Raw genomic sequence first — 20703 nt, forward strand, 5'->3', positions numbered from 1 at the left:
TCGCCTTTTGAAGCTTTATCGGCTATAATAAAGCCGATAAACAAAGATAAGGGAGACTGAGTATTATGTATAAACAAAATGCAATTATCTTTTCAGATTTAGATGGTACCTTGTTGGCTGATGACCATTGCCCTTCTCCAGAAACTATTGCCGGAATTCAAAGCCTCTATGAAGAAGGTTACTATTTAGTTCCCATCACTGCTCGATCGACTAATGATATTTTAAATTTAGCAAAAAAATTAAAAATTGACCAACACGGAGGTATTATTGCCGGAAATAATGGCGCACAAATTTTTGACTTTAAAACCCAAAGCTGAATTCGTCGCGATTATATTCCTAGTGAAGTGGTTGAAAAAATTTTCAGGGACAACTATGGTCATCATAAAGCAAAAGTTAATTTCTTTGGTGACGATACCGTTTATGTTTTTAATAAAGGTGATAATTCTTATTATTGAGCGGAAGTGGCCAATATGAAATATGTGATTGCCAACAGCCCTGAAAAAATCATTTCACCCATTGCCCATTTAACTATTGTTTTAAAAAAAGGAACTAGTTTGGAAGACTCACGAGCTTTTGTTACCAAACTCTACAAGGATTTTGATGGCAAGGCAACGATTCACCAATATACTGATCGCGTAATAGAAATCATGCCCTTAAATGTCAATAAAGGTCATGCAGCGAAAATGATTATGAACCATTTGGCAGTCGAAAGTAAAAAAACTAAGTCATATGCCTTTGGTGACGGTTATAATGATTTATCATTATTAACAGCAGTCGATGTTGGGGTTGCGATGCAAAATGCTACTTTAGAATTATTAGATATTGCCGATGATGTGACAGAATTTAATAATGATAAAAATGGTGTTTGGCATTATATAGAAACAAAAATTTTAAAAAAGAAGGAGATTTAAGATGTCAAAAGTAAACCTAATTACTTCAGAAGCAGCTTTAAAAGAGTTAATTGCTAATAATAAAAAGGTTTTAATCGATTTTAAAGCTGATTGATGTGGTCCTTGCAAAATGTTCCACCCTATTCTTGAAGATTTTGCTACAAAAAGTTCAGGAATCACAATTGCCCAAATTGATGTGGACAAAAACCCTGAGTTAGCAAGCAAATATAACGTAATGTCAATTCCATCACTACGTTTATTGGAAAATGGCCACTTAGTTAAAGAAAGTTCAGGATTTATGCCTCTTGCTCAATTAGAAGACTGAGTAAAATAATTTTTAAATACTTTTTCTAAAACCGATGTGCAAAGCTCTCGGTTTTTTTATTTTTTAACTCCCAAATGATTTTTCGAACTTTTTCTGGAGTTTGATAAAATCAAAGCAAGAAAAAGCCTCAAGAAGATTGGGGTCGAGGAGCCTATGATTAAACTGATTGCCACTGATATTGACGGAACTATTTTTCACCGGGGAAAAATCAACCCCACGGTGATCCAAGCGCTCAAGGAAGCACAAGACCAAGGTCTTAAAATTACCTTGGCAACTGGTCGAAACGCTCGATCAATCCAAAAAATTTTAGACCAAATGGGAATGGGACTTAACTATTCTGATATTCCGATTATTGGTCAAAATGGTGCCGAGGTTTTCACCATTCAACCCAATGGAGATATGAAAGAAGAATATAACCATTTTTTCACCAAAGAAGAAACTGATTTACTTTTTAAACTAGCGAATAAACATCACGTGCAAATTTTTAGCTACGCTTACAATGACAAACTATCTTATGTAAATAAGAAATGACATCCCTTTGTTTGGGCTTTAAGTCATAACTCAAAACGAAAACCATTAAAATACGATTTTGTCCATCCTTTAAAATCACCAATTTCCAAATTAATCGTGAGTGGCTCTCGTCGACAAATGCAAAAATTCCGGGAAGAGGTAAGTAATTATAATTATCCTATTTTTGCCTTTTCTTATGTTCAAGATGCGCGACAAAACATTGAAATTGTTCCCAAAGGGGTTAATAAAAGTGAAGGATTAAAATTCTTAGCCAAAAAATTCAACTTACAGCCAGAAGAAGTAGCTTATTTTGGTGATGGTGAAAACGATTTGGAAGCTATCAAGTGAGCAGGGCTAGGTTTTGCCATGGGTAATGCTCATGACCATATCAAAAAAGCAGCTGATAAAGTCGCTCCTTCAGTGCAAGAAAATGGTGTGGCGGTTGAAATCAATCGTCTCCTAGAAGCCCAAAAAAACACCCCAACAAAATAATGATTAATTTTAAAAAAATTGGTAAAATATTATTATGTGTTTTTATGGGAGGGTGCAAAAATGTTAATACCAAAATCAGTTTTTAGTCTCATTTTTAGTTGAGAATTTTTAAATTTTGTTAACCCTCAAATCCAAAAAGAAAAATGTAACTTGAAGACCGAATGTCTCTCCCTTCAGTAAGATACTTTCGAAATAAAATTTGCGAGGTATCTCACATTTGCTTTAAATCGATACTTTAAAGTTAATAGAAGGAGAGATATTTTAGTATGGATAATATTATTGAAGTCCGCAATGTTACGAAAGAGTATGATGGTCGAGTAGTCCTAAAGGGAATCAGTTTTGATGTTCATGAAGGTGAATTCATTACTTTATTAGGACCTTCTGGTTGTGGAAAAACAACAACTCTAAGAATCATTGGTGGTTTTGAAAAACCAAGTAGTGGTCAAGTTTTATTTGAAGATAAAGACTTGTTACCAATTAAAATTAATAAGCGTCAGATTAATACCATTTTTCAATCTTATGCATTGTTTCCTCATTTAAACGTTTTTGAAAATGTTGCTTTTGGTTTACGAAATAAAAAAACTAAACGCGCCATTATTGAACGTGAAGTGATGAAACAATTGCGCGTGGTTGGTTTAGAAGGCTACGAAGATAAAAATGTGACTGAGCTTTCTGGTGGTCAAAAGCAAAGGGTGGCGATTGCTCGCGCCTTAGTAATGAAACCACAAGTGTTGTTATTGGATGAACCAATGTCAGCATTAGATGTACATTTGCGTAAAGCAATGCAAGAAGAATTAAAACGTCTCCAAAGAGAATTGGGGATTACTTTTATTATGGTTAGTCATGATCAAGAAGAAGCGCTATCAATGTCTGACCGAATTGTTGTAATGAATGATGGAAGTATCCAACAAATTGGTACTCCTGAAGAAATTTATAATGAACCAGAAAATCTTTGGGTAGCGAAATTCGTCGGAGTTTCGAATGTTATCCAAAACGGGATTTTTGTTAGCGATCACCATGTCAAATTTGACGGCAAAGAATTTGAGTGTGTAGATACAAACTTTGGAATTGATGAAGAAAATATCGATATTGTCATTCGTCCAGAAGATATTAATTTATGAAAACCAAATGTTGGTTATTTTAATGGTGAAGTGGAAAATGCAGTTTTTAAAGGTCTTTATTGAGAATATGAAATTCGCACTAAAAACCGTACATGATTAGTAAGAACAACTGAAGCTAAAAAAGTTGGCGAAAAAGTTTCCTTAAAATGAAAACGCGATGATATTCATGTCATGTGAAAAGAAATCGACCAATAGGAAAGAGACGCACCGATGAAAACAAGAAAACCATCGAAAAAAAGTCTGGGTTATAACGAAGCCGAATTAAATGCGGCTATTACTCAGGAAGTAAAACGTCGTCGTTCCTTAAAAATCAGCGAATTTTCTGCCAAACTTGCCAAAACAAAAACTTTTAATTTTACTAAAGGTAAAGTCTGACCAATCTTATTGCCATTTTTTATCGTGATGATTTTTTTAATCATTTTGCCTTTGGTTTCAATCTTGATTTATTCGTTGGTTAAACCAACCGGTAATGCCCAATTATTTCGCATTACCTTAGAAAACTTTGTCAAGATGTTTACTAGTAAAAACATTATGGTAGCTTTGCTACTTTCAATTGCTTATGCAGTAGCCGCTGCCTTGGTAGCCATTGTTTTTGGTTACCCAATCGCCTTAATTATGAGTGAAGTCAAATCAAAGGTACTTGTCAAAAATATGTGAATTCTCGTGACAATGCCGATTTGAATCTCCATGCTATTAAAGGTTTTAGGGTTAAAGTCATTCTTTTACCTATTAATGCCAAGTGCCATCGGAACACCATTTGCTGTTATTATCGGGATGGTTTACATGTTTTTGCCCTTTGCGATTATTCCAATTTACGATAGTTTAGAAATGCGTCAAATAGATTTGGAAGAAGCAGCCCGCGATTTGGGGATGTCAAGTTGAAAAACATTTTGACATATTACCTTTCGTTCTTCTTTACCAGGAGTCTTAACAGCTTTTACGTTGGTGATTGTCCAAGCAGCCACTTCTTTAATCGTGATTCGTTACATGGGTGATGGCAAAATTAACTTAATATCTTCAATTATTGAATCTTATTTCTTTAAAGGAAATAATTTTGGTTTTGGAGCTGCTATTTCGGTAGTGTTAACCATTTTTGTTTTCCTTTTAACTTTGTTGATTCGTTGAAGCAGTAATCGTCTAGAAGGGAAAAGAGGAAAAAACAAATGAAAAAATTCTTCAGAGCCAACTATTTTGCCCTTATAATGGCTTTTATTTATATTCCGATTGTCATTATGATCATTTTTTCCTTCAATGCAGGAACAACTGTTTCGACATGACGTGGATGAAGTCTTCGCTGGTATGAAGATTTCTTTAAAAATTCACCATTTATTAAATCGATTATTACCTCACTTTTTGTTGCTTTTGTGTCGACTATTATCTCATTATTAATTGGAGTCGCCGCAGCCATTGGTTTAAGTCGTTGTCGTCGTAATACACAACGCAAATGGATGGGGATTGCGAATATTCCTTTGATTAATGCTGATGTAGTTACTGCTGTCTCATTAATGATGGTGTTTTTGGTTGCCAATTTAAGGTTTGGAATCTTTACTTTAATCATGGCCCATATTTCGTTTAACGTGCCTTATGTTTTGATTACAGTGATGCCACGCCTACGAAAAGTTGACCACTCGCTATTAGAAGCTGGTGAAGATTTAGGGGCAAATAATTGACAATTACTAATACGCGTTATTTTGCCAGTGTTAAAGCCAGCGATTATTGCAGCAGCTGCCATTGCTTTTGCAATGAGTTTTGATGATTTCATTATTTCTTACTTCACAGGTGGAAGTCAGACTAATGTCTCGACCTACATTTACACAATGAAAAAAATTCGTCCCTATGTTTTTGCCTTTGGGACAATGTTGGTCGCAATTATTATTTTGGGAATTTTAACTTGAAATGCTTTTGCTTTATATAAACAAAGTCAAGAGACCAAAGTGGAAAAACTGCGAAATAAAACTTATAAATCAAAAAGAATGGCGGAATTGAAAAAGGAATTACTTCTTCTAGAAGCACAAAAGAATGGTAATTACAAAACAACTTATTCAACCAATATTTTCTTGTGATTGAAGTATGAATGCTTGAAATTCCGGATTAAAATGGTTTCAGCCAAAACTTACGACAAAAAGATTACCCGTTTAGAATGAAAACGGTATAAACTTCGTTCACAAATTAACAAAGAAAAACGTTATTATGACCGTCAGGAATTAGCAACAAAACGTTTAGCGAAACTAAATGCTCAATTAGATAAAACAAACGATGTTCATAAAGCGGCAAAGTTAACTCTCCAAAAGGAAAAAGTTGAAGAACGTTTAACCTTCTTAAATGAGGAAATTGAAGCGTTAGAAAACCGTGAAGATGCTGCTTTGCATAAGGCCGAAAAAGTTGAACAAGAAATTTCAGCTTTAAAATGAAATCTCGCTACCGAGGAACTTTCAAAAAAAGAAAGTCTAGCTCTTAACCGCAAAATAAAACGTTTAGAGATTGAGAAAATCGAAATCTTAGAAGGCAAAAACATGCATAAACTTCGCTTGGTAGTAGAACGTTTGCGTGAGTTGCAAGATAAGAATTACAATGTCATTTTTGGTTTAACTGACCAAAAAAACCACTTGGAAAAACAAATCTTTATTAACAAACCATTGACTAAAAAGACCAGTCGTAAGTTAACTAGTGATATTCAAAAAATTGATCACAAAATTAATCTTTTAGCCGCTAAGGTTAAAAAAGAAACCTTAAAATTAGTTCCTAATTATGAGGCAAGTAGTGAAGGTCACGCCAAAAGTTGGTTAGCAAGAAGTTGAAAAATGCTTGGAGCTCTCCTTATTGGTCTAGCAGCTTTCTCAGGACTAACCGTTGCTTATGTTTTAAATAATACTTATAACTTGGTGATTGGAAATTGAGGAGAATATATTGACCCAGCCTTGATTGGCGAATTTGAAAGAGAGTATAAAGTACGTGTCAATTATCAAGAATATGATTCAAATGAGACTTTATATAATAAGCTTTATACATTTAATTATGATTTAATGGTGCCTTCAGATTACATGGTTAAAAAATTAGCTTTGGAAGACCGACTAGAATTATTGAATTATAACTTGTTAAATATTGACGCTCCGTGAGCGAAACGAGTTGAGGCCAAGACCAATGGGGCTAACCTTTTTGACAACGACAAACAAGAAAAGGTAACTCTAGATGATAATCTAGTGAAACTTTTAGCCAATTACGAAATTGATGGCAATGATGGAAAGAAGAATTTATTAGACTATTCGGTACCTTACCTTTGAGGAGATTTAGTAATTGTGGTTAATCCGACTCAGGCTAACCTTGATTTTTTAAAAACTAAAGCTGGTTTCACCGATGAAGAAATTGCGACCGCCATTAATACTGGTGAACTTAACCAAACTAAATTATCTTGGGATATTTTGAAACAAGCAGCTCAAGCTGGCAAAAGGGTGGCTTTAAATAACGACCCCAAAAATATCTTTGCCATCGCTGGCCAAGTATTGTTCCAAAAACCGAATCTCGAAACTGATCATGAAATTGAACAAGCTAACCAATATTTAGCCAACGATTTTATTAATAAACCAAAAGTTTCGTTAAATAATGATGAGTTAGTGGATAATGTTGGCCAAGGGCGTTTTGATTTTGCCATGATGTATAATGGGGACGCTGTGGAAGCCAACCGAATCTATAATGGTGAAGATGTCGACAACGGCGGGGGCGATGATGACGGTGATTTTGCTAACGCTATCGCTCTAGATGAGCCAACAAAATTCCTTTTTGGTAGACCCAATATTAAAATGGCTAATGGTCGTTACCAAACTACCAATGTTTTCTCAGATAACTTAGTCATGTCAAAAACATCTCACCATAAAGATTTAGCTTATAAATTTATTAATTTTTTAATCAGTAAAGCCACTGATATTAGTGAATATGTTGGAATTACTAGTCCAGTAGCAAGCGCGATGGACGAACTTACTCAACCAGGCAATATTTTTAGTAATTACAAAAGACTTTATTACCCTTGTGTTGATGCTTTGGGTGACCCAATTTACCAACAAAATAAAGATAAAGATGGTAAAGAAGAACTAATGGCGTTCAAATATTTACCAAGACTTGATGAAAAACTGGTTGATTATTACAACGAACTTGTTGCCGGTAAGATAGGTTAATGATTTATTTTTTTGTATAATAAATAGTGATTGAGGAAATAAAAAAATGAAAAAATGCATTATTTGTCATCGACCAATCACGCGAAATGAGATGGTCATGACTGGTCACAAACCCACCAATCAATTGATTAGTGGCCCTATGCATGCTAGTTGCTACAAAATCATGACGATATTTATGGTTCGTGGCGCAAGATTACCGCTAACATGACTAGTGATGGGAATTATTTTTATGGTTGTTATCTTAATCCCAGGATTAATTTCTTCTGACCAAAAATTAATCATTACGTCAGTGGTAATTATGGGGGGCGTTGGAGCGACTAGTGCCTTATGATTTGGCTTAATGTATAAATCAGCTTTGAAAGAGTGCAAAACTCATGAGCCATTATTGAAAAAAGAGGATATTTATACTTATAATGTTGGAATGGGTGAAAACGAATATTCAATTAAAGAAGAAAGTTTTGATTATTACCAAGATTACCCCGATGCAACTGAAGAGGGCGACTGGAACATTGACCCTGCCACACCAACTCATGACGCTGATTGGGCGTTAAAATTTATGTCACTAGCTCCAAACTTCACAATAAAAGATTTGGATAAACGTTTTGCAGATTTATCAAAAATTTATCAACCATCAGGTACAAACCAATATCAAACTCAAAAAATGCGCGAACTTTTAGAAGCGGTTAAAATTTTAAGAGGCGATATTTTAGGTGAAGACACTGATACTAACAATAACGATTTTGAAGGTAACAACAATTAACGCGGAAAGTAACTTTTAGTAAGTTACTTTTTATTTTCACCAAGGTAACTCAACTAGGCTTTTTGCTTCATTTTTGATATAATTCTTAGGTATGGTACCATAGCCAAGTGGCCTAAGGCATGGGTCTGCAACACCCTGATCGTCGGTTCAAATCCGACTGGTACCTCCAAGAAAAACCACCTAACTCAAAAAAGTTAGTTAATATATAAAAAACCTCTAAAAGCTTAGAGGTTTTTTATATTAAATTTTTATAATAACGAATATGTAAAGCGAATTATTTCTGGAACCTAATAAAGTTTGTTACTTTTTGGCTTTATTAGTTTTTAGTTTCGAAATAGTTTTAGTTTCTTTAAAATTTTTATAAAATGTTTTTTACAGAGTTAAAAAGTCTGGCTTAGTTCTTTTTGTAATCATAGACAAGATAATAAAAGGGAAAATCAATGATTCTAACTATTAAATAAGTATTAGCAACTTTTACCTTTTTTATTCTTGCCTTTCTTAAAAAAAGAGATAAAATTTATAAGTAATCTTAATTATGCCATTTGCGAAAAAACTGTTAAATTGGTCCTTCCATTTTGTTTAGTTTTTGGTATAATTGTTATGTTGTTGTTTACGACAACTCTAAAAGTATATGCGCCCGTAGATCAATTGGATAGATCGTTTGACTACGGATCAAAAGGTTGGGGGTTCGAGTCCCTCCGGGCGCACCATTAGAAACCAAATGAAGATGTTATTTCGTTAGGTTATAACATCTTTTTAAATCGGGAAATGGCTCAGTTTGGTAGAGCATTCGGTTTGGGACCGAAGGGTCGCAGGTTCGAATCCTGTTTTCCCGACCATATTTGTGGGCCCTTAGCTCAGCTGGGAGAGCACCTGCCTTGCACGCAGGGGGTCGTCGGTTCGATCCCGATAGGGTCCACCATTTTTTTATGGCGGGGTAGCTCAGTTGGTTAGAGCGTTCGGTTCATACCCGAAAGGTCGGGAGTTCAAATCTCCCCCCCGCTACCATATAAGGACCTTTAGCTCAGTTGGTTAGAGCATCCGGCTCATAACCGGGCGGTCATTGGTTCAAGTCCAATAAGGTCCACCATTCAAATTACCAATGGTGTGAGTTGAGGTCAAAAGTAACGGAAGATTACCCAAGTCCGGCTGAAGGGATCGGTCTTGAAAACCGAGAGTCGGGGAAACCCGAGCGGGGGTTCGAATCCCTCATCTTCCGCCAGTTAAAAATTAAAAATCGCGGGGTGGAGCAGTTGGTAGCTCGTCGGGCTCATAACCCGAAGGCCGCAGGTTCGAGTCCTGCCCCCGCAACCATTGGCTCCATAGCGAAGTTGGTTATCGCGCCTCCCTGTCACGGAGGAGACCACGGGTTCAAGTCCCGTTGGAGTCGCCATTATTTATGGTCGTGTAGCTCAGTCGGTAGAGCAGCAGATTGAAGCTCTGCGTGTCGGCGGTTCAATTCCGTCCACGACCACCATTCAGACAAAACATCAGTAGCTATTCGGCTACTTTTTATTTAGTCAAAAAAATGTAAAATAAAAATAAATCACATTACTGGAAGATTACCCAAGTTCGGCTGAAGGGGACGGTCTCGAAAACCGTTAGTCGGGGCAACCCGGGCGGGGGTTCGAATCCCTCATCTTCCGCCAGTTAAAACTAAGGAGCTTTGGCTCCTTTTTTCTTTGCTCTTTAAAATAAAGTGCGTAGAATTATTTGGGAGAGGTCTTTATCATGAAAGTTATTAAAGTAAAAAATAGTGAAGAAGCCGGTTTAAGCGCGGCGACGATTATTAGTAATCGTATTCACAACAAACCTAATTTAGTCCTTGGTTTAGCTACTGGCTCAACCCCCTTGCCAACTTATGAATGTCTTATTGCAGATCACAAACAAGGAAAATTAAGTTTTGTTAATGTAACGACATTTAATTTAGATGAGTATCGTGGTCTTAGTGGTAGCCACCCCCAATCATACCGCTTCTTTATGAATGAAAATCTTTTCAAGAATATTGATATCCGTTTGGATAAAACTTTTGTTCCCAATGGATTAGATCCAAACGAGGCAACGAATTATGATAATCTTATTGCCCAAGCTGGTGGAATTGATTTGCAAATTCTTGGTTTAGGTTTAAATGGTCACATCGGTTTTAACGAACCTGGAACTTCATTTAACTCATTAACGCACATTGTCGGGTTAACTGATTCTACAATTGAGGCCAATGCCCGATTCTTTGATAGTAAGGATGAAGTACCGAATCAAGCAATCTCGATGGGCTTAAAGTCAATTATGAATGCGAAGGAAATTTTGCTAATTGCCACTGGCAAAAATAAAGCACAAGCCGTAGCTCAACTAGTCAAAGGCAATTTATCAGAAGAATGGCCTTGTACCATTTTACAAACCCACCCTAACTGCACTATTATCCTTGATGAAGCAGCTGCTAGCCAACTTAACGAATAATTCAGAAACTCGCCTAAGGGCGATTTTTTGGCATTCTAAAAGGCTGAGTTATAATAAAAATTAGAAAAGAAAAAGAGAGGTTTTATTTTTATAATGCGTAAGAAAATAATTTTTGGAAATTGAAAAATGAACGGAACTAACGCAAGTTTGGAACGTTTTTTAGAAACTGTTAATGCAAATCTAAAAGGAAACGATGTTGTTGCTGGTTTAGCGGTCCCATTTACTTTATTAGCTACTGGTGAAAAACATGCTGGAAAAGTAAAAATCGCTGCGCAAAATGTTCATTTTGCTGCTAATGGAGCTTACACTGGTGAAGTGTCGATTGAAATGCTTCAAGAACTAGGCGTGAAATATGTCGTTTTAGGACACTCAGAACGTCGCGAAATGTTTAATGAAACTAACGAAAGTGTTAACCAAAAGGTTAAAGCTTTACTAGCTCATGACATGACACCAATTATTTGTTGTGGAGAAACTTTAGCTACCAAAGAAGCTGGCCAAACTATTAGTTTTGTTAACGACCAAATTGCTTTAGCTTATAAAGGGTTAACTGCCGACCAAGCCTTAAAAACAATTATTGCTTATGAGCCAATTTGAGCAATCGGTACTGGAAAAACTGCCACTGCTCAAGATGCTGAAGAAGTTTGTCGAGCAATTCGTCAACAATTAGCAAAACTTTATAATGAAACCACAGCCAACGGAATTAGTATTCTTTATGGAGGATCGGTCAAACCAGATAACATTAAGGAATTAATGAATGAAGCTGATATTGATGGAGCCCTTGTTGGAGGCGCAAGTCTTAAAGCTGATGATTATCTAGCACTTGTTGACTATAAATAAGATGACTATTTATAAAGATGAGCAAACTGCCGCTTCTATCAAACTACTAGCACTTGATATGGACGGAACCACTTATTATAAAATGGGAACCATGATTCCACAAAATGTAAAACCTTTGCAAGCAGCAATGGCTGAAGGTGTAGAAATCGTCTTCATTACAGGAAGACCAGTTTTGGCTCGAGCAAACGGCTTAGAAGGTCATGGTTTAGTTAATTCCGAAACAATTATTGCTGGTTATAATGGGGCTTGTATTTACGCTTTAGCGGATCATAAACCCTTAAAAATCAGTCCCTTAAAAAGTACCGATGCTCAGGCGGTTTTTGAGTATGCTAATCAACCTGAAAATGCCGGAACAGTTATCTTTGGCTATGTGGATGATTTTCAGACAGTAATTACTAATGCCTCCAATCCGACCTCGCCAAACGATAAATCAATCCCCTATCGTGCGGAGATGGAGTTTTTTGACGGTCAATATTTAGAATATAAAAATGTTGAAAAGAATTTTAATTACAATTTCTTTAAACTAATTGCTTTTGGTAGTCCGCATCATTTTTGTCAGTCAGTAGTCCAAAAATTTGGTTTAACTGTTTCGACATCAAATAACCAAGATGGAGAAATTACTGCTCCCGGAATTGATAAAGCTTTTGCCTTAGAATGAATTGCAAAAACCAAAAAAATCCACCGGGACGAAATTATGGCTATTGGTGATGGAGCAAATGACTTACCAATGATTGAATATGCAGGTTACGGGGTCAGCTTAAGTAACTCAATTCCAATAGTAAAAGAAAAGGCCCAAATTCAGGTGCCTTTAAGTAATGTTGAAGGTGGCGTCGCTTATGCAATTGATAAGTATGTTTTAAAAGACAAACCAAGTTCATCTTCAACATGATTAAGAGAGGAAAATAAATAGTATGAAAGCCAAACAACCAGTGATGTTGGCCATTTTAGATGGTTGGGGAATTAGCCCCGAAACTAAAGGTAATGCTGTTGCCCAAGCTAACATGACTTTTGTGAAACAACTTGAACAAGAATATCCATGAGTCAAAGCTCACGCTTCAGGAGAATGAGTTGGTTTACCTAATGGCCAAATGGGAAATTCGGAAGTTGGTCACATCCATTTGGGTGCAGGACGAATTAATTTTGAATCACTTGCCAAACTGAATAAAGAAGTTGAAACTGGCAATTTAGGCAAGAATCCAGAAATTGTTCAAGCCTTCGAAGTTGTGAAAAAGCATGACTCAACCCTTCATTTAATGGGCCTTTTCTCAGATGGTGGTGTTCATGCTCATATCGACCATATGTTGGCGATTTACCAAGCAGCGGTTGACTTTGGGGTGAAGAAAATTGCCTTTGATTTGATTAGTGATGGTCGTGATACGCAACCAAAAGTATTTCTTGACTACTTAACAAAATTAGAAAAATTAATTGCTAAAAACAACGTAGGGGTAATTGCCTCAATTAGTGGGCGTTACTTTGCAATGGATCGTGATAAGCGTTTTGAACGAAGTGCGGAAGCTTATGGTGCAATTGTGACTCACAAAAATGTTAATCATTTCACTAATCCGAAAGCTTATATTGAATCACAATATGCTGAAGGAAAAGATGATGAAATGATTACTCCAGCCTTCAATAGTGCGATTCCAAATGATGGTTTGGCGCCTAATGATGCGTTAATCTTTACTAATTTCCGTCCCGATCGCGCTATTCAACTGGCCTCAATCTTTACTAATCATGATTATGCTGCTTGAAAAACTCCGGAATTTGCAAACTTGCCTTTCATTGGCGATAAAATTACGTTTGTTTCGACTATGAAATATTCGGACTCCGTTATTTCAAAACATATCGCTTATCCACCAAAACCATTAGACAATACCTTGGGTCAATATTTAGCTAAATTGGGTTATCGTCAATTACGAATTGCCGAAACTGAAAAAATTGCCCATGTTACTTTCTTCTTTGATGGTGGTAATGATTATTTCAAAAATGGTTTAGCTAAACCATCAGAAATTACTCTTGAAGGCGCAAGTTTAGATTTAATTCCTTCACCAAAAGTGGCAACCTATGATTTAAAACCAGAAATGGCTGCCCCAGAAATTACTGATCAACTTCTTAAAGAAATTGATAAAAACGAATTTGATTTAATTGTTTTGAATTTTGCGAATAGTGATATGGTTGGACATACTGGAAACGAAAAAGCTGCTATTCAAGCAGTCAAAACTTTGGATGACCAACTAAAACGTCTTTATGAGAGTTTTGTGGTGAAACATGATGGTATCATGATTATTACCGCTGACCATGGAAACGCTGAAAAAATGCTAGATAGTGATGGGGGTATTAACAAGAAACATACTACTTCTTATGTCCCAATCATCGTGACAGATAAAAAAGTGGAATTAAATCATGATAATCCCGCTATTGCTGATATTGCACCAACAATTTTAGAGTTATTAGGAGCGCCAATTCCTCCTGAAATGACACAACCTTCCCTAATTACGAAAATCAAAAAATAAGTTAGAGAAATTAAAATTGAAAAAGACCCTAGAGGGTCTTTTTTTCTCCGAAAACTATTAAAATAAGGTTATTATTGCTTATGTTATCGTGAGGTTCTCTTATGATTGATAATCCTAAAAACAAAAACCTATCACCAACTTCAATTAGGCAACAAGTAAAACAAGAAATAAAGTTATTAACTAATGATTACCAATTTAAACATCGTCTTTACCAACAACAGTTGTTGAAAGATATCGAATTTGTGGTGCTTGATCATCGTCAAAAGGGCAACTATAAGCGTAGTTACCAAAATCGGACCGATTTCAAAATGGCTGAGTTAACCGCCATTTGTGACTATTATGTTAATTTAGATCAACAAAAGGTGACCTGAATTAGCAAAGAACCAGATATTAAGGCAAAACAGACCAATAAATCAGCACATCAAACGAAAAATCGGGAAAGTCTATGAACTAATAAATATTTAATTATTGATTTTGAAACAGCTAACAAGCACTCTACTAGTGCTTGTCAAGTCGGGATTATTGTTGTAGAGAATAACGAAATAGTTTGGCAATACGAAACTTTAATCCAACCTAAGCCAAATTACTTTGCTCCAATGAATATTCGCATTCATGGAATAAACAATGCTACCGTGGCCCAAGCTCCCAGTTTTATAGAAGTTTGGGCAAAATTAGAGCCTTACTTTAATGGTCAATATATTATTCTTGCCCATAATGCCGCTTTTGACATTGATTGGGTTTTACGACCTACTTTGAATAGCCATAAAATCTCTGAGCCAAATTTTCTTTACGCTTGTACTTGACAAATGTACCGCCACTTGCGGACCTATGCCTCTTTTTCGCTCCACAATCTTGCCCAACAAAAAAACATTCGGTTCAAACACCATAATGCTCTTGAGGATAGTCTAGTTTTGCTTAAAATAATTAATGAAGATTTTGGCAATATTGAACATTTTTTTAAAGAAGCTATGGCGAATCACTACGAGCCTTTGGTTTTTCAAAAAAGCCTTAATGGTCAGTTACCCGATGAGACGAAAAAGGAAAAAGTTAAAAAGGTAAAGCCGAAATAAAACTAGCATAATTATTAAGGGAAGGGACAAAATAATAATGAAACTAAATAATGAAGTGACAAAAACAAGTCCTTTTAAAAACTTTTTGGAAAGTCTTACTTGAGTAGCGGATCAAAATTGGTTCGAAGGTCAAGTCGGTTTTGAATCAGCGATTTTGGATGAAAGTGACATTTGGGCAACAATTATGGATGCTTATAATCCTCATGAGGTGACTCTTCCGTTGCCTGTGCCAAATTTAAGTCAACAAATGATTGTGGTTCCTTGTGATGGTAGACCTTTGCGAAGCATTGGACGCTCAATTTCCAAATTACACCAACAAATTGGGATTATTCAAGTTAACTTTAAAGGTACTGGTTACCGAGTTTTATGAGGTTTATCAGAGAAAGTCCCACCTACTAAATTCCTAAACCAAATTTTATGGGCTCATAATGAGCGTTTAGCAATCAATCCCAAACATAGAGTTTTGGCCTATTGCTTTCCTTCAAATTTGGATGCTCAAGCCTTTTTAACAAATAACAAAAGTGACGAAATGAACAATTTTAACCACAAACTTTTCCAAGCTCATCCCAATTTAAACCTTTGGTTGCCAAATGGGGTGAGACTCCAGACTTTAAAGGAGCCGTTTGTCGTTTCGGCACCAAATACTTGAACTGACAACTTAGCCCAAACCTCAACCATCATTTTTCCCGGGCAAGGTGTTTTAGTAGCTGCCAATGATTGAAATACCGCGATTACTATTCTTGTTAATTTGGATAAAGCGGCTTGAAAACTTAGCCAATGACCTGCTACCTTCCAACCTCGTTGAAGTAAAGACTATGTCGAAAAATTACGTGATGCCTTCGAAGAAACTTTGGCTAAAACTGACAAAAAGAAAGTAGAAAAATAATGAATTTTAGTAAAGAAACAACTTATTTTTTAGAGGACTTGAGGGCTACACAAGTCTTTGCCCAAGAATTAGCAACTTTCCTTAGTAAGCAAAAACGGCCCTTTTATTTGTTGTTGACTGGGGACTTGGGAGCTGGAAAAACAACTTTGACAAAAGCGCTCATGAAAGCCTTAAATGTTCTCGACCCTATCACCTCCCCAACTTTCGTTATCTTAAATCAATATGAAAGTAGTGATAACCAGGTCATTAACCACATGGATGCCTACCGGCTAACATTTGGTGAAGATTCATCAATGTATGAAGAATATTTTGCTGACAACCTCAACATTATCGAGTGACCGGAAAATTTAGCCTTAAATTGGGAAGCTTTATCGCATTTAAAATTAGAAATTAAAATCGTTGATGAAAACCGTCGTCAAGTCACGATAAAATAATAGTGATGAATTTATTTATTGATACAGCCAATGGCCGATTAGTTTATCTATTAGAAAAAGACAACCAAGTGGTTGACCTTTTTTTGTCAGCTCCAACCAAAAAAATTAGTGATGAAGCAATTCACCAATTGAACCTTTTTTTGACCAAAAATCACCAAAGCTTGGCTTTGATTGAGAATTTCTATGTGACGACTGGTCCTGGAAGTTATAGCGGAATTCGTGTTGGTTTAACACTAGTGAAAACCGTTAAGGCCATTTCACCCCAAACCAATATTTATTTAATTTCTTCATTATTATTTCAAGTCGGCTTGGCAAAAGGCATTTCACTTCTGGATGCTCGTGGCCAAAAAGTTTTCTATGCTGTCTATAATCAAGCAAAATTATTAGAGGGGCCTTCCCTGATTGAAAAAGAATCTATTGAAGTAGTTAATGAACCATGAGCAAAAAAAGGCTATAAAATCTTTGAAGATAATGCTACTCTCGATTATAAAAAAAACTTTTTAGCTTTAAAAGAACATTTTCAACTTGCCAACTCCATTAGCGATATTAAACCACTTTACTTAAAGGGGTATTTATAAAGATAGGATTAGAGAAGGGAAAGCCTAAATGGAAACTAAAAAAGTTGGCGTTTATTGGTTACTTATTCCAGCAACAGTCTTTTTTGCGTTAACTTTTGCAGCTTTTATAATTTCTTCTTTTTTTGATTGAGAAATCGCCGTTTATTTTGGTAATTTTTTTCACCGACCTTTTGGAAAATTTTTAGCTTATTGAGCTTTTAACAGTGGCAATGTAATGCTTTTCTTTTCAATTATCGCTTCTGTAGCGCTCATCATTGAAACCTTTTATCTCCATAGTAAACAAAGTACCCATGACCATTGGTTGAAGCGTAATTCGTGGTTTATTTGGTTTTTATATGGCCTTTTTTTCACTATTTATATTGGTCTTAACCTTTACCAAATCATTACTTTACCTACCAAAAACACAGGTTGAGGTAAAGGAATAGTGGTTCCGTTTGTAGCTACCTACCATACCTTAATGTATTACAAAATTGGTTTTTTTGTCTTTGGTCTCTTTTTTTATATTTTTATGACTTGGTTTATTCGCTATTTCCTACCTAAAAAGCCTTATTTTTTAGTAAATTGCTATTGAATTGATGGCATTAAAATTCTGATTTTTAGCATTGTTTTATATCTAACGGTAGGAATTTTAAAAATTGCCTTTGCTCGCCCTTTTTATTTTTCCAATATTTTTGATGAAACAATTCGTGGCGAATTAAGTAATGTTCCAGGAGCTAAAGAAGAAACGTGATCGACTTGACAAAACCTTCCTTATCATGAGTGGTGACAACCATTCCGTTTTGTTCAACATATGAAGGATATCTTTACTGGCAAATTTAATGGGCATCTTTATAATGATGATTTTCCGTCAGGACATATGGCCTCTTGCATGATTTTGTTTAGCATAGTTTACTATGCACTAGATAAAAAACGAGGTAAGCTTTTCCCAATTATGGCCGCTTTTTCTGCCTTAATGTGGATTCAGGTTCTGGCGATCTTCTTTGGAATGATTATCTATCGTTTTCATTGAATGACAGATATGTGTTTCACTTTCTTGGTGGCAGTTTGTTATTTCGTTATTTTAGAGACACTATTCCGTAAGAAATACACTGCAAAGTTATTAAAGGCAGCACAAAAACAAGATAAAATTTCTAGGCAAAAAAAATCAACCGACTCCAAAGAAAACCGGAAAGAAAAGAAGACAAATTGTTAACATTTTAGTATAATAAATAAGTATTTAAATATTGGGCTGATACTCAAGTTGGTGAAGAGGGCACCCTGCTAAGGTGTTAGGTCGTTTCCACGGCGCGAGAGTTCGAATCTCTCTCAGTCCGCCAGTTTACTTACTTAGACTACAAGAAACGACTTAGACTAGTAGATGTGACTAGACTATGTTTCTCGTAGTCTTTTTTCTTTTAAAATGCCAGTCTTGATATAATTAAAGAGATAACGGGGTGACACTGTGGCACAGAAAAAGCGCAAGCATCAAACCAAGTTATTTCGTTGACGGCAAAAAGACCTTGACCAAGGAGTTCTAGAGAGCTTTTTTAATACGCTTTTTTTAACTAATAAAAGCGAAAAGAAAAAGACTCTAGCTCTTTTTAAAAAAACTCATGTCGACTCCTTACTCTTTTATACCGATGTAAGAAATTTGCCTAATATTTTAGAGCATGGTCTAAGGCCTCTCAAAAATTTAAAACTTCAACCTCATGAAATTTACTACGTTTGATCATTTGATCAAGATGAAGAAATGGTTAGTTTAGAATTTGATATTTCTTCACGTGGTAATTTTTGAAAATGGACAACTGGTCTTGATTTTAATCCAGAACAAATCGTCACAATCGGGATTAACCCTAAGCGTTTAAGTGAACTAACCCAAAAGGACTGACTTCTGGATTGAGCTCAAAATATGGTGATGATTTCGGAAGATATTTATATTGAAACTTTTGATTGAATTTTAATTCAAGATGTTTATGCTTATAAACAAGTTCGCGATTTTTTAATAAAGCACCAATATCCGATTGATCTTTACTATGGAAATAATGGCATTGTTAAAATTCAAAGACAACCAGGTTTGCATGCCAAATCAGACAAAAGTGAAGTTGATGAAAAAACTCAAAAAACTAATTCCAGTCAGGATCTAACAAATCTTGAAAACCCTCAAAAAGAAGAATTTAATAAAGGAGAAAATAATGGCGAAACTAATCGATAAAATCACGCCTCAAAAAGAAAATTTTTCACAATGGTATACCGATATCGTGAAAAATGCCAAACTTGTGGAATATGGACCCACCAAAGGAATGTTAATTTTACGCCCCTATGGTTATGCTATTTGGGAAAATATTCAAAAAGAACTTGATCCAGAATTTAAAAAACTTGGAGTGGAAAATGTTTACTTCCCTTTATTAATTCCCGAATCACTTTTTATGAAGGAAGTCGAACATGTTGAAGGTTTTGCTCCAGAAGTGGCTATGGTTACCCAAGTCGGTAATAAGGTTTTAGAGGAACGCTTGTTTATTCGTCCTACGAGCGAAGTGTTGATGGCTAATTTCTTTGAAAAAGAAGTGAAGTCCTATCGTGATTTACCTCTTCTTTATAACCAATGGGTAAATGTCATGCGTTGGGAAAAAACGACTCGTCCCTTTTTAAGAACAAGTGAATTTTTATGACAAGAAGGACATACCTTACATAATAACTCGCAAGAAGCACAAGAATTCACTCTCAAAATTTTAAAAGTTTACGAAACTTTTATGCGTGATGTTTTACGTTTGCCAGTGGTTGTCGGACAAAAAACTGAACATGAAAAATTTGCAGGAGCGCAAACAACTTATACTTTAGAAACACTAATGCCAGATGGCCAAGCCTTACAGGTGGGCACTTCGCATTACTTTGGGGACAACTTTGCAAAAGCCTACAATATTCGTTTCCAAAACCAAAATAGCGCTTGAGAATATGCCTACGGAACTTCTTGAGGGGTTTCAACGCGCATGATTGGGGCTTTAATTATGACCCACTCTGACGATTATGGTTTGGTGTTACCAACCAAAATTGCGCCCATTCAAATCATGATTATCGTTGTTAAGAATACTCCAGAGTTATTGGATGTAGCACAAGAATTAAAAACAAAACTATCTCATTATCGTGTTCAAATTGACACCACCGACCGCTCTTTTGGTTATAAAATGAGTGAAGCAGACCTTAAGGGAATTCCGCTTCGAATTGAAGTGGGACCGCGTGATTTAGCAACTAACTCAGCCACCATTTCCCGTCGTGATAATCACGAAAAAACAGTTTTAGATTTAGCAAAAATTCCTGGAGTAGTCAAAGATTTATTCAAGGAATACGATGCCAACTTGATGGCAAAGGCCGAAGCTTATTCAACACAACGGACTAGCAAGGCGCTCGATTTGGTTTCTTATCAAGACCAATTGGTAAGAAACCCGGGTTATGTGTTAGTGCCATTTTGTGGAAAGGTAAGTTGTGAAGCTGAAGTTAAACAAAAAACGGCCACTAATTCTCGTTGCATCCCTTTACCAAAAAAGAAAAATTCACCTGTCAAGCAACTTTGTTTTAATTGTGGTGAACCTTGTGATTTAGAAGTTTACTTTGCCCGCGCTTATTAAAGTCTGGCTTAAATACCTATTAGTGAACTATAGCGACTTATAAATTTTTATTCTAAATAAACTTT

At 35.8% G+C, this 20703-nt stretch carries 18 protein-coding genes and 12 tRNA genes; all 30 read left to right on the forward strand.

The window, feature by feature from the left end; all coding sequences use genetic code 4:
* The first annotated feature begins 65 nt into the window (after positions 1–65).
* The 30 genes from EFREU_RS00755 to proS all read left to right on the forward strand — a co-directional run bounded on the left by EFREU_RS00755 (position 66) and on the right by proS (position 20638).
* Positions 66–911, forward strand: a complete 846-nt coding sequence (locus tag EFREU_RS00755) for an HAD family hydrolase (protein ID WP_100609139.1) — start codon at positions 66–68, stop codon at positions 909–911.
* Position 912: 1 nt separating this feature from the next.
* The gene (gene trxA, locus EFREU_RS00760; protein WP_100609140.1) at positions 913–1224 is read left to right on the forward strand and encodes a thioredoxin; all 312 of its coding nucleotides are present in this window, start codon (positions 913–915) and stop codon (positions 1222–1224) included.
* 144 nt (positions 1225–1368) lie between these two features.
* Positions 1369–2217: an HAD family hydrolase gene (locus tag EFREU_RS00765; protein ID WP_100609141.1), complete on the forward strand. Its 849-nt coding sequence runs from the start codon at positions 1369–1371 to the stop codon at positions 2215–2217.
* A 266-nt stretch (positions 2218–2483) separates the two neighbouring features.
* Positions 2484–3533 carry a spermidine/putrescine ABC transporter ATP-binding protein gene (potA, locus tag EFREU_RS00770; protein ID WP_100609142.1) on the forward strand — a complete coding sequence of 350 codons (1050 nt, stop codon included), beginning with the start codon at positions 2484–2486 and terminating at the stop codon, positions 3531–3533.
* A gap of 15 nt (positions 3534–3548) precedes the next feature.
* On the forward strand, positions 3549–4541 hold the full coding sequence (gene potB, locus EFREU_RS00775) for a spermidine/putrescine ABC transporter permease (protein WP_100609143.1): 993 nt from the start codon (positions 3549–3551) through the stop codon (positions 4539–4541).
* Positions 4502–7507 (forward strand): extracellular solute-binding protein, encoded by a 3006-nt coding sequence (locus EFREU_RS00780; protein WP_100609144.1) that lies wholly within the window; start codon positions 4502–4504, stop codon positions 7505–7507. Before potB ends, EFREU_RS00780 begins: the two co-directional genes overlap by 40 nt.
* A gap of 46 nt (positions 7508–7553) precedes the next feature.
* The gene (locus EFREU_RS00785) at positions 7554–8267 is read left to right on the forward strand and encodes a hypothetical protein (protein WP_100609145.1); all 714 of its coding nucleotides are present in this window, start codon (positions 7554–7556) and stop codon (positions 8265–8267) included.
* A 93-nt stretch (positions 8268–8360) separates the two neighbouring features.
* Positions 8361–8436, forward strand: a tRNA-Cys gene (locus EFREU_RS00790).
* Between the two features lie 464 nt (positions 8437–8900).
* Positions 8901–8977 (forward strand) — tRNA-Arg (locus EFREU_RS00795).
* A 52-nt stretch (positions 8978–9029) separates the two neighbouring features.
* Positions 9030–9106, forward strand: a tRNA-Pro gene (locus tag EFREU_RS00800).
* A 7-nt stretch (positions 9107–9113) separates the two neighbouring features.
* Positions 9114–9189, forward strand: a tRNA-Ala gene (locus EFREU_RS00805).
* A gap of 9 nt (positions 9190–9198) precedes the next feature.
* Positions 9199–9275: transfer RNA gene (locus EFREU_RS00810), tRNA-Met, on the forward strand.
* Positions 9276–9280: 5 nt separating this feature from the next.
* Positions 9281–9357 (forward strand) — tRNA-Ile (locus EFREU_RS00815).
* A gap of 39 nt (positions 9358–9396) precedes the next feature.
* Positions 9397–9489: transfer RNA gene (locus tag EFREU_RS00820), tRNA-Ser, on the forward strand.
* A 16-nt stretch (positions 9490–9505) separates the two neighbouring features.
* Positions 9506–9581, forward strand: a tRNA-Met gene (locus EFREU_RS00825).
* Positions 9582–9583: 2 nt separating this feature from the next.
* Positions 9584–9660, forward strand: a tRNA-Asp gene (locus tag EFREU_RS00830).
* An 8-nt stretch (positions 9661–9668) separates the two neighbouring features.
* A tRNA-Phe gene (locus EFREU_RS00835) sits at positions 9669–9744 on the forward strand.
* A 79-nt stretch (positions 9745–9823) separates the two neighbouring features.
* Positions 9824–9916 (forward strand) — tRNA-Ser (locus EFREU_RS00840).
* An 82-nt stretch (positions 9917–9998) separates the two neighbouring features.
* Complete coding sequence (gene nagB / locus EFREU_RS00845; protein WP_166666732.1) at positions 9999–10721, forward strand: glucosamine-6-phosphate deaminase; 723 nt, start codon at positions 9999–10001, stop codon at positions 10719–10721.
* A gap of 93 nt (positions 10722–10814) precedes the next feature.
* Positions 10815–11558 carry a triose-phosphate isomerase gene (gene tpiA / locus EFREU_RS00850; RefSeq protein ID WP_100609146.1) on the forward strand — a complete coding sequence of 248 codons (744 nt, stop codon included), beginning with the start codon at positions 10815–10817 and terminating at the stop codon, positions 11556–11558.
* Between the two features lies 1 nt (position 11559).
* On the forward strand, positions 11560–12468 hold the full coding sequence (locus EFREU_RS00855; RefSeq protein ID WP_134163652.1) for an HAD-IIB family hydrolase: 909 nt from the start codon (positions 11560–11562) through the stop codon (positions 12466–12468).
* A 1-nt stretch (position 12469) separates the two neighbouring features.
* Positions 12470–14068, forward strand: a complete 1599-nt coding sequence (gene gpmI, locus EFREU_RS00860) for a 2,3-bisphosphoglycerate-independent phosphoglycerate mutase (RefSeq protein WP_100609148.1) — start codon at positions 12470–12472, stop codon at positions 14066–14068.
* Between the two features lie 101 nt (positions 14069–14169).
* A complete protein-coding gene (locus tag EFREU_RS00865; protein WP_157844557.1) occupies positions 14170–15138 on the forward strand; it encodes an exonuclease domain-containing protein in 969 nt (322 codons plus the stop codon).
* Between the two features lie 37 nt (positions 15139–15175).
* Positions 15176–16024, forward strand: a complete 849-nt coding sequence (locus EFREU_RS00870) for a class II aldolase/adducin head domain-containing protein (protein WP_100609150.1) — start codon at positions 15176–15178, stop codon at positions 16022–16024.
* Positions 16024–16458: a tRNA (adenosine(37)-N6)-threonylcarbamoyltransferase complex ATPase subunit type 1 TsaE gene (gene tsaE, locus EFREU_RS00875; protein WP_100609151.1), complete on the forward strand. Its 435-nt coding sequence runs from the start codon at positions 16024–16026 to the stop codon at positions 16456–16458. The genes EFREU_RS00870 and tsaE overlap by 1 nt, the downstream gene beginning before the upstream one ends.
* 5 nt (positions 16459–16463) lie before the next feature.
* Entirely contained in the window at positions 16464–17036 is a 573-nt protein-coding gene (locus EFREU_RS00880) for a tRNA (adenosine(37)-N6)-threonylcarbamoyltransferase complex dimerization subunit type 1 TsaB (RefSeq protein WP_100609152.1), read from the forward strand.
* A 28-nt stretch (positions 17037–17064) separates the two neighbouring features.
* Positions 17065–18228, forward strand: a complete 1164-nt coding sequence (locus tag EFREU_RS00885) for a hypothetical protein (RefSeq protein ID WP_100609153.1) — start codon at positions 17065–17067, stop codon at positions 18226–18228.
* 33 nt (positions 18229–18261) lie between these two features.
* Positions 18262–18352, forward strand: a tRNA-Ser gene (locus EFREU_RS00890).
* Between the two features lie 125 nt (positions 18353–18477).
* The gene (locus tag EFREU_RS00895) at positions 18478–19227 is read left to right on the forward strand and encodes a hypothetical protein (protein ID WP_100609154.1); all 750 of its coding nucleotides are present in this window, start codon (positions 18478–18480) and stop codon (positions 19225–19227) included.
* Positions 19208–20638, forward strand: coding sequence for a proline--tRNA ligase (gene proS, locus EFREU_RS00900; protein ID WP_100609155.1), 1431 nt, complete (start codon positions 19208–19210; stop codon positions 20636–20638). Before EFREU_RS00895 ends, proS begins: the two co-directional genes overlap by 20 nt.
* Positions 20639–20703: the final 65 nt, after the last annotated feature.

Source organism: Entomoplasma freundtii, from assembly GCF_002804205.1.
Taxonomy (GTDB): Bacteria; Bacillota_I; Bacilli_A; order Mycoplasmatales; family Mycoplasmataceae; genus Williamsoniiplasma; species Williamsoniiplasma freundtii.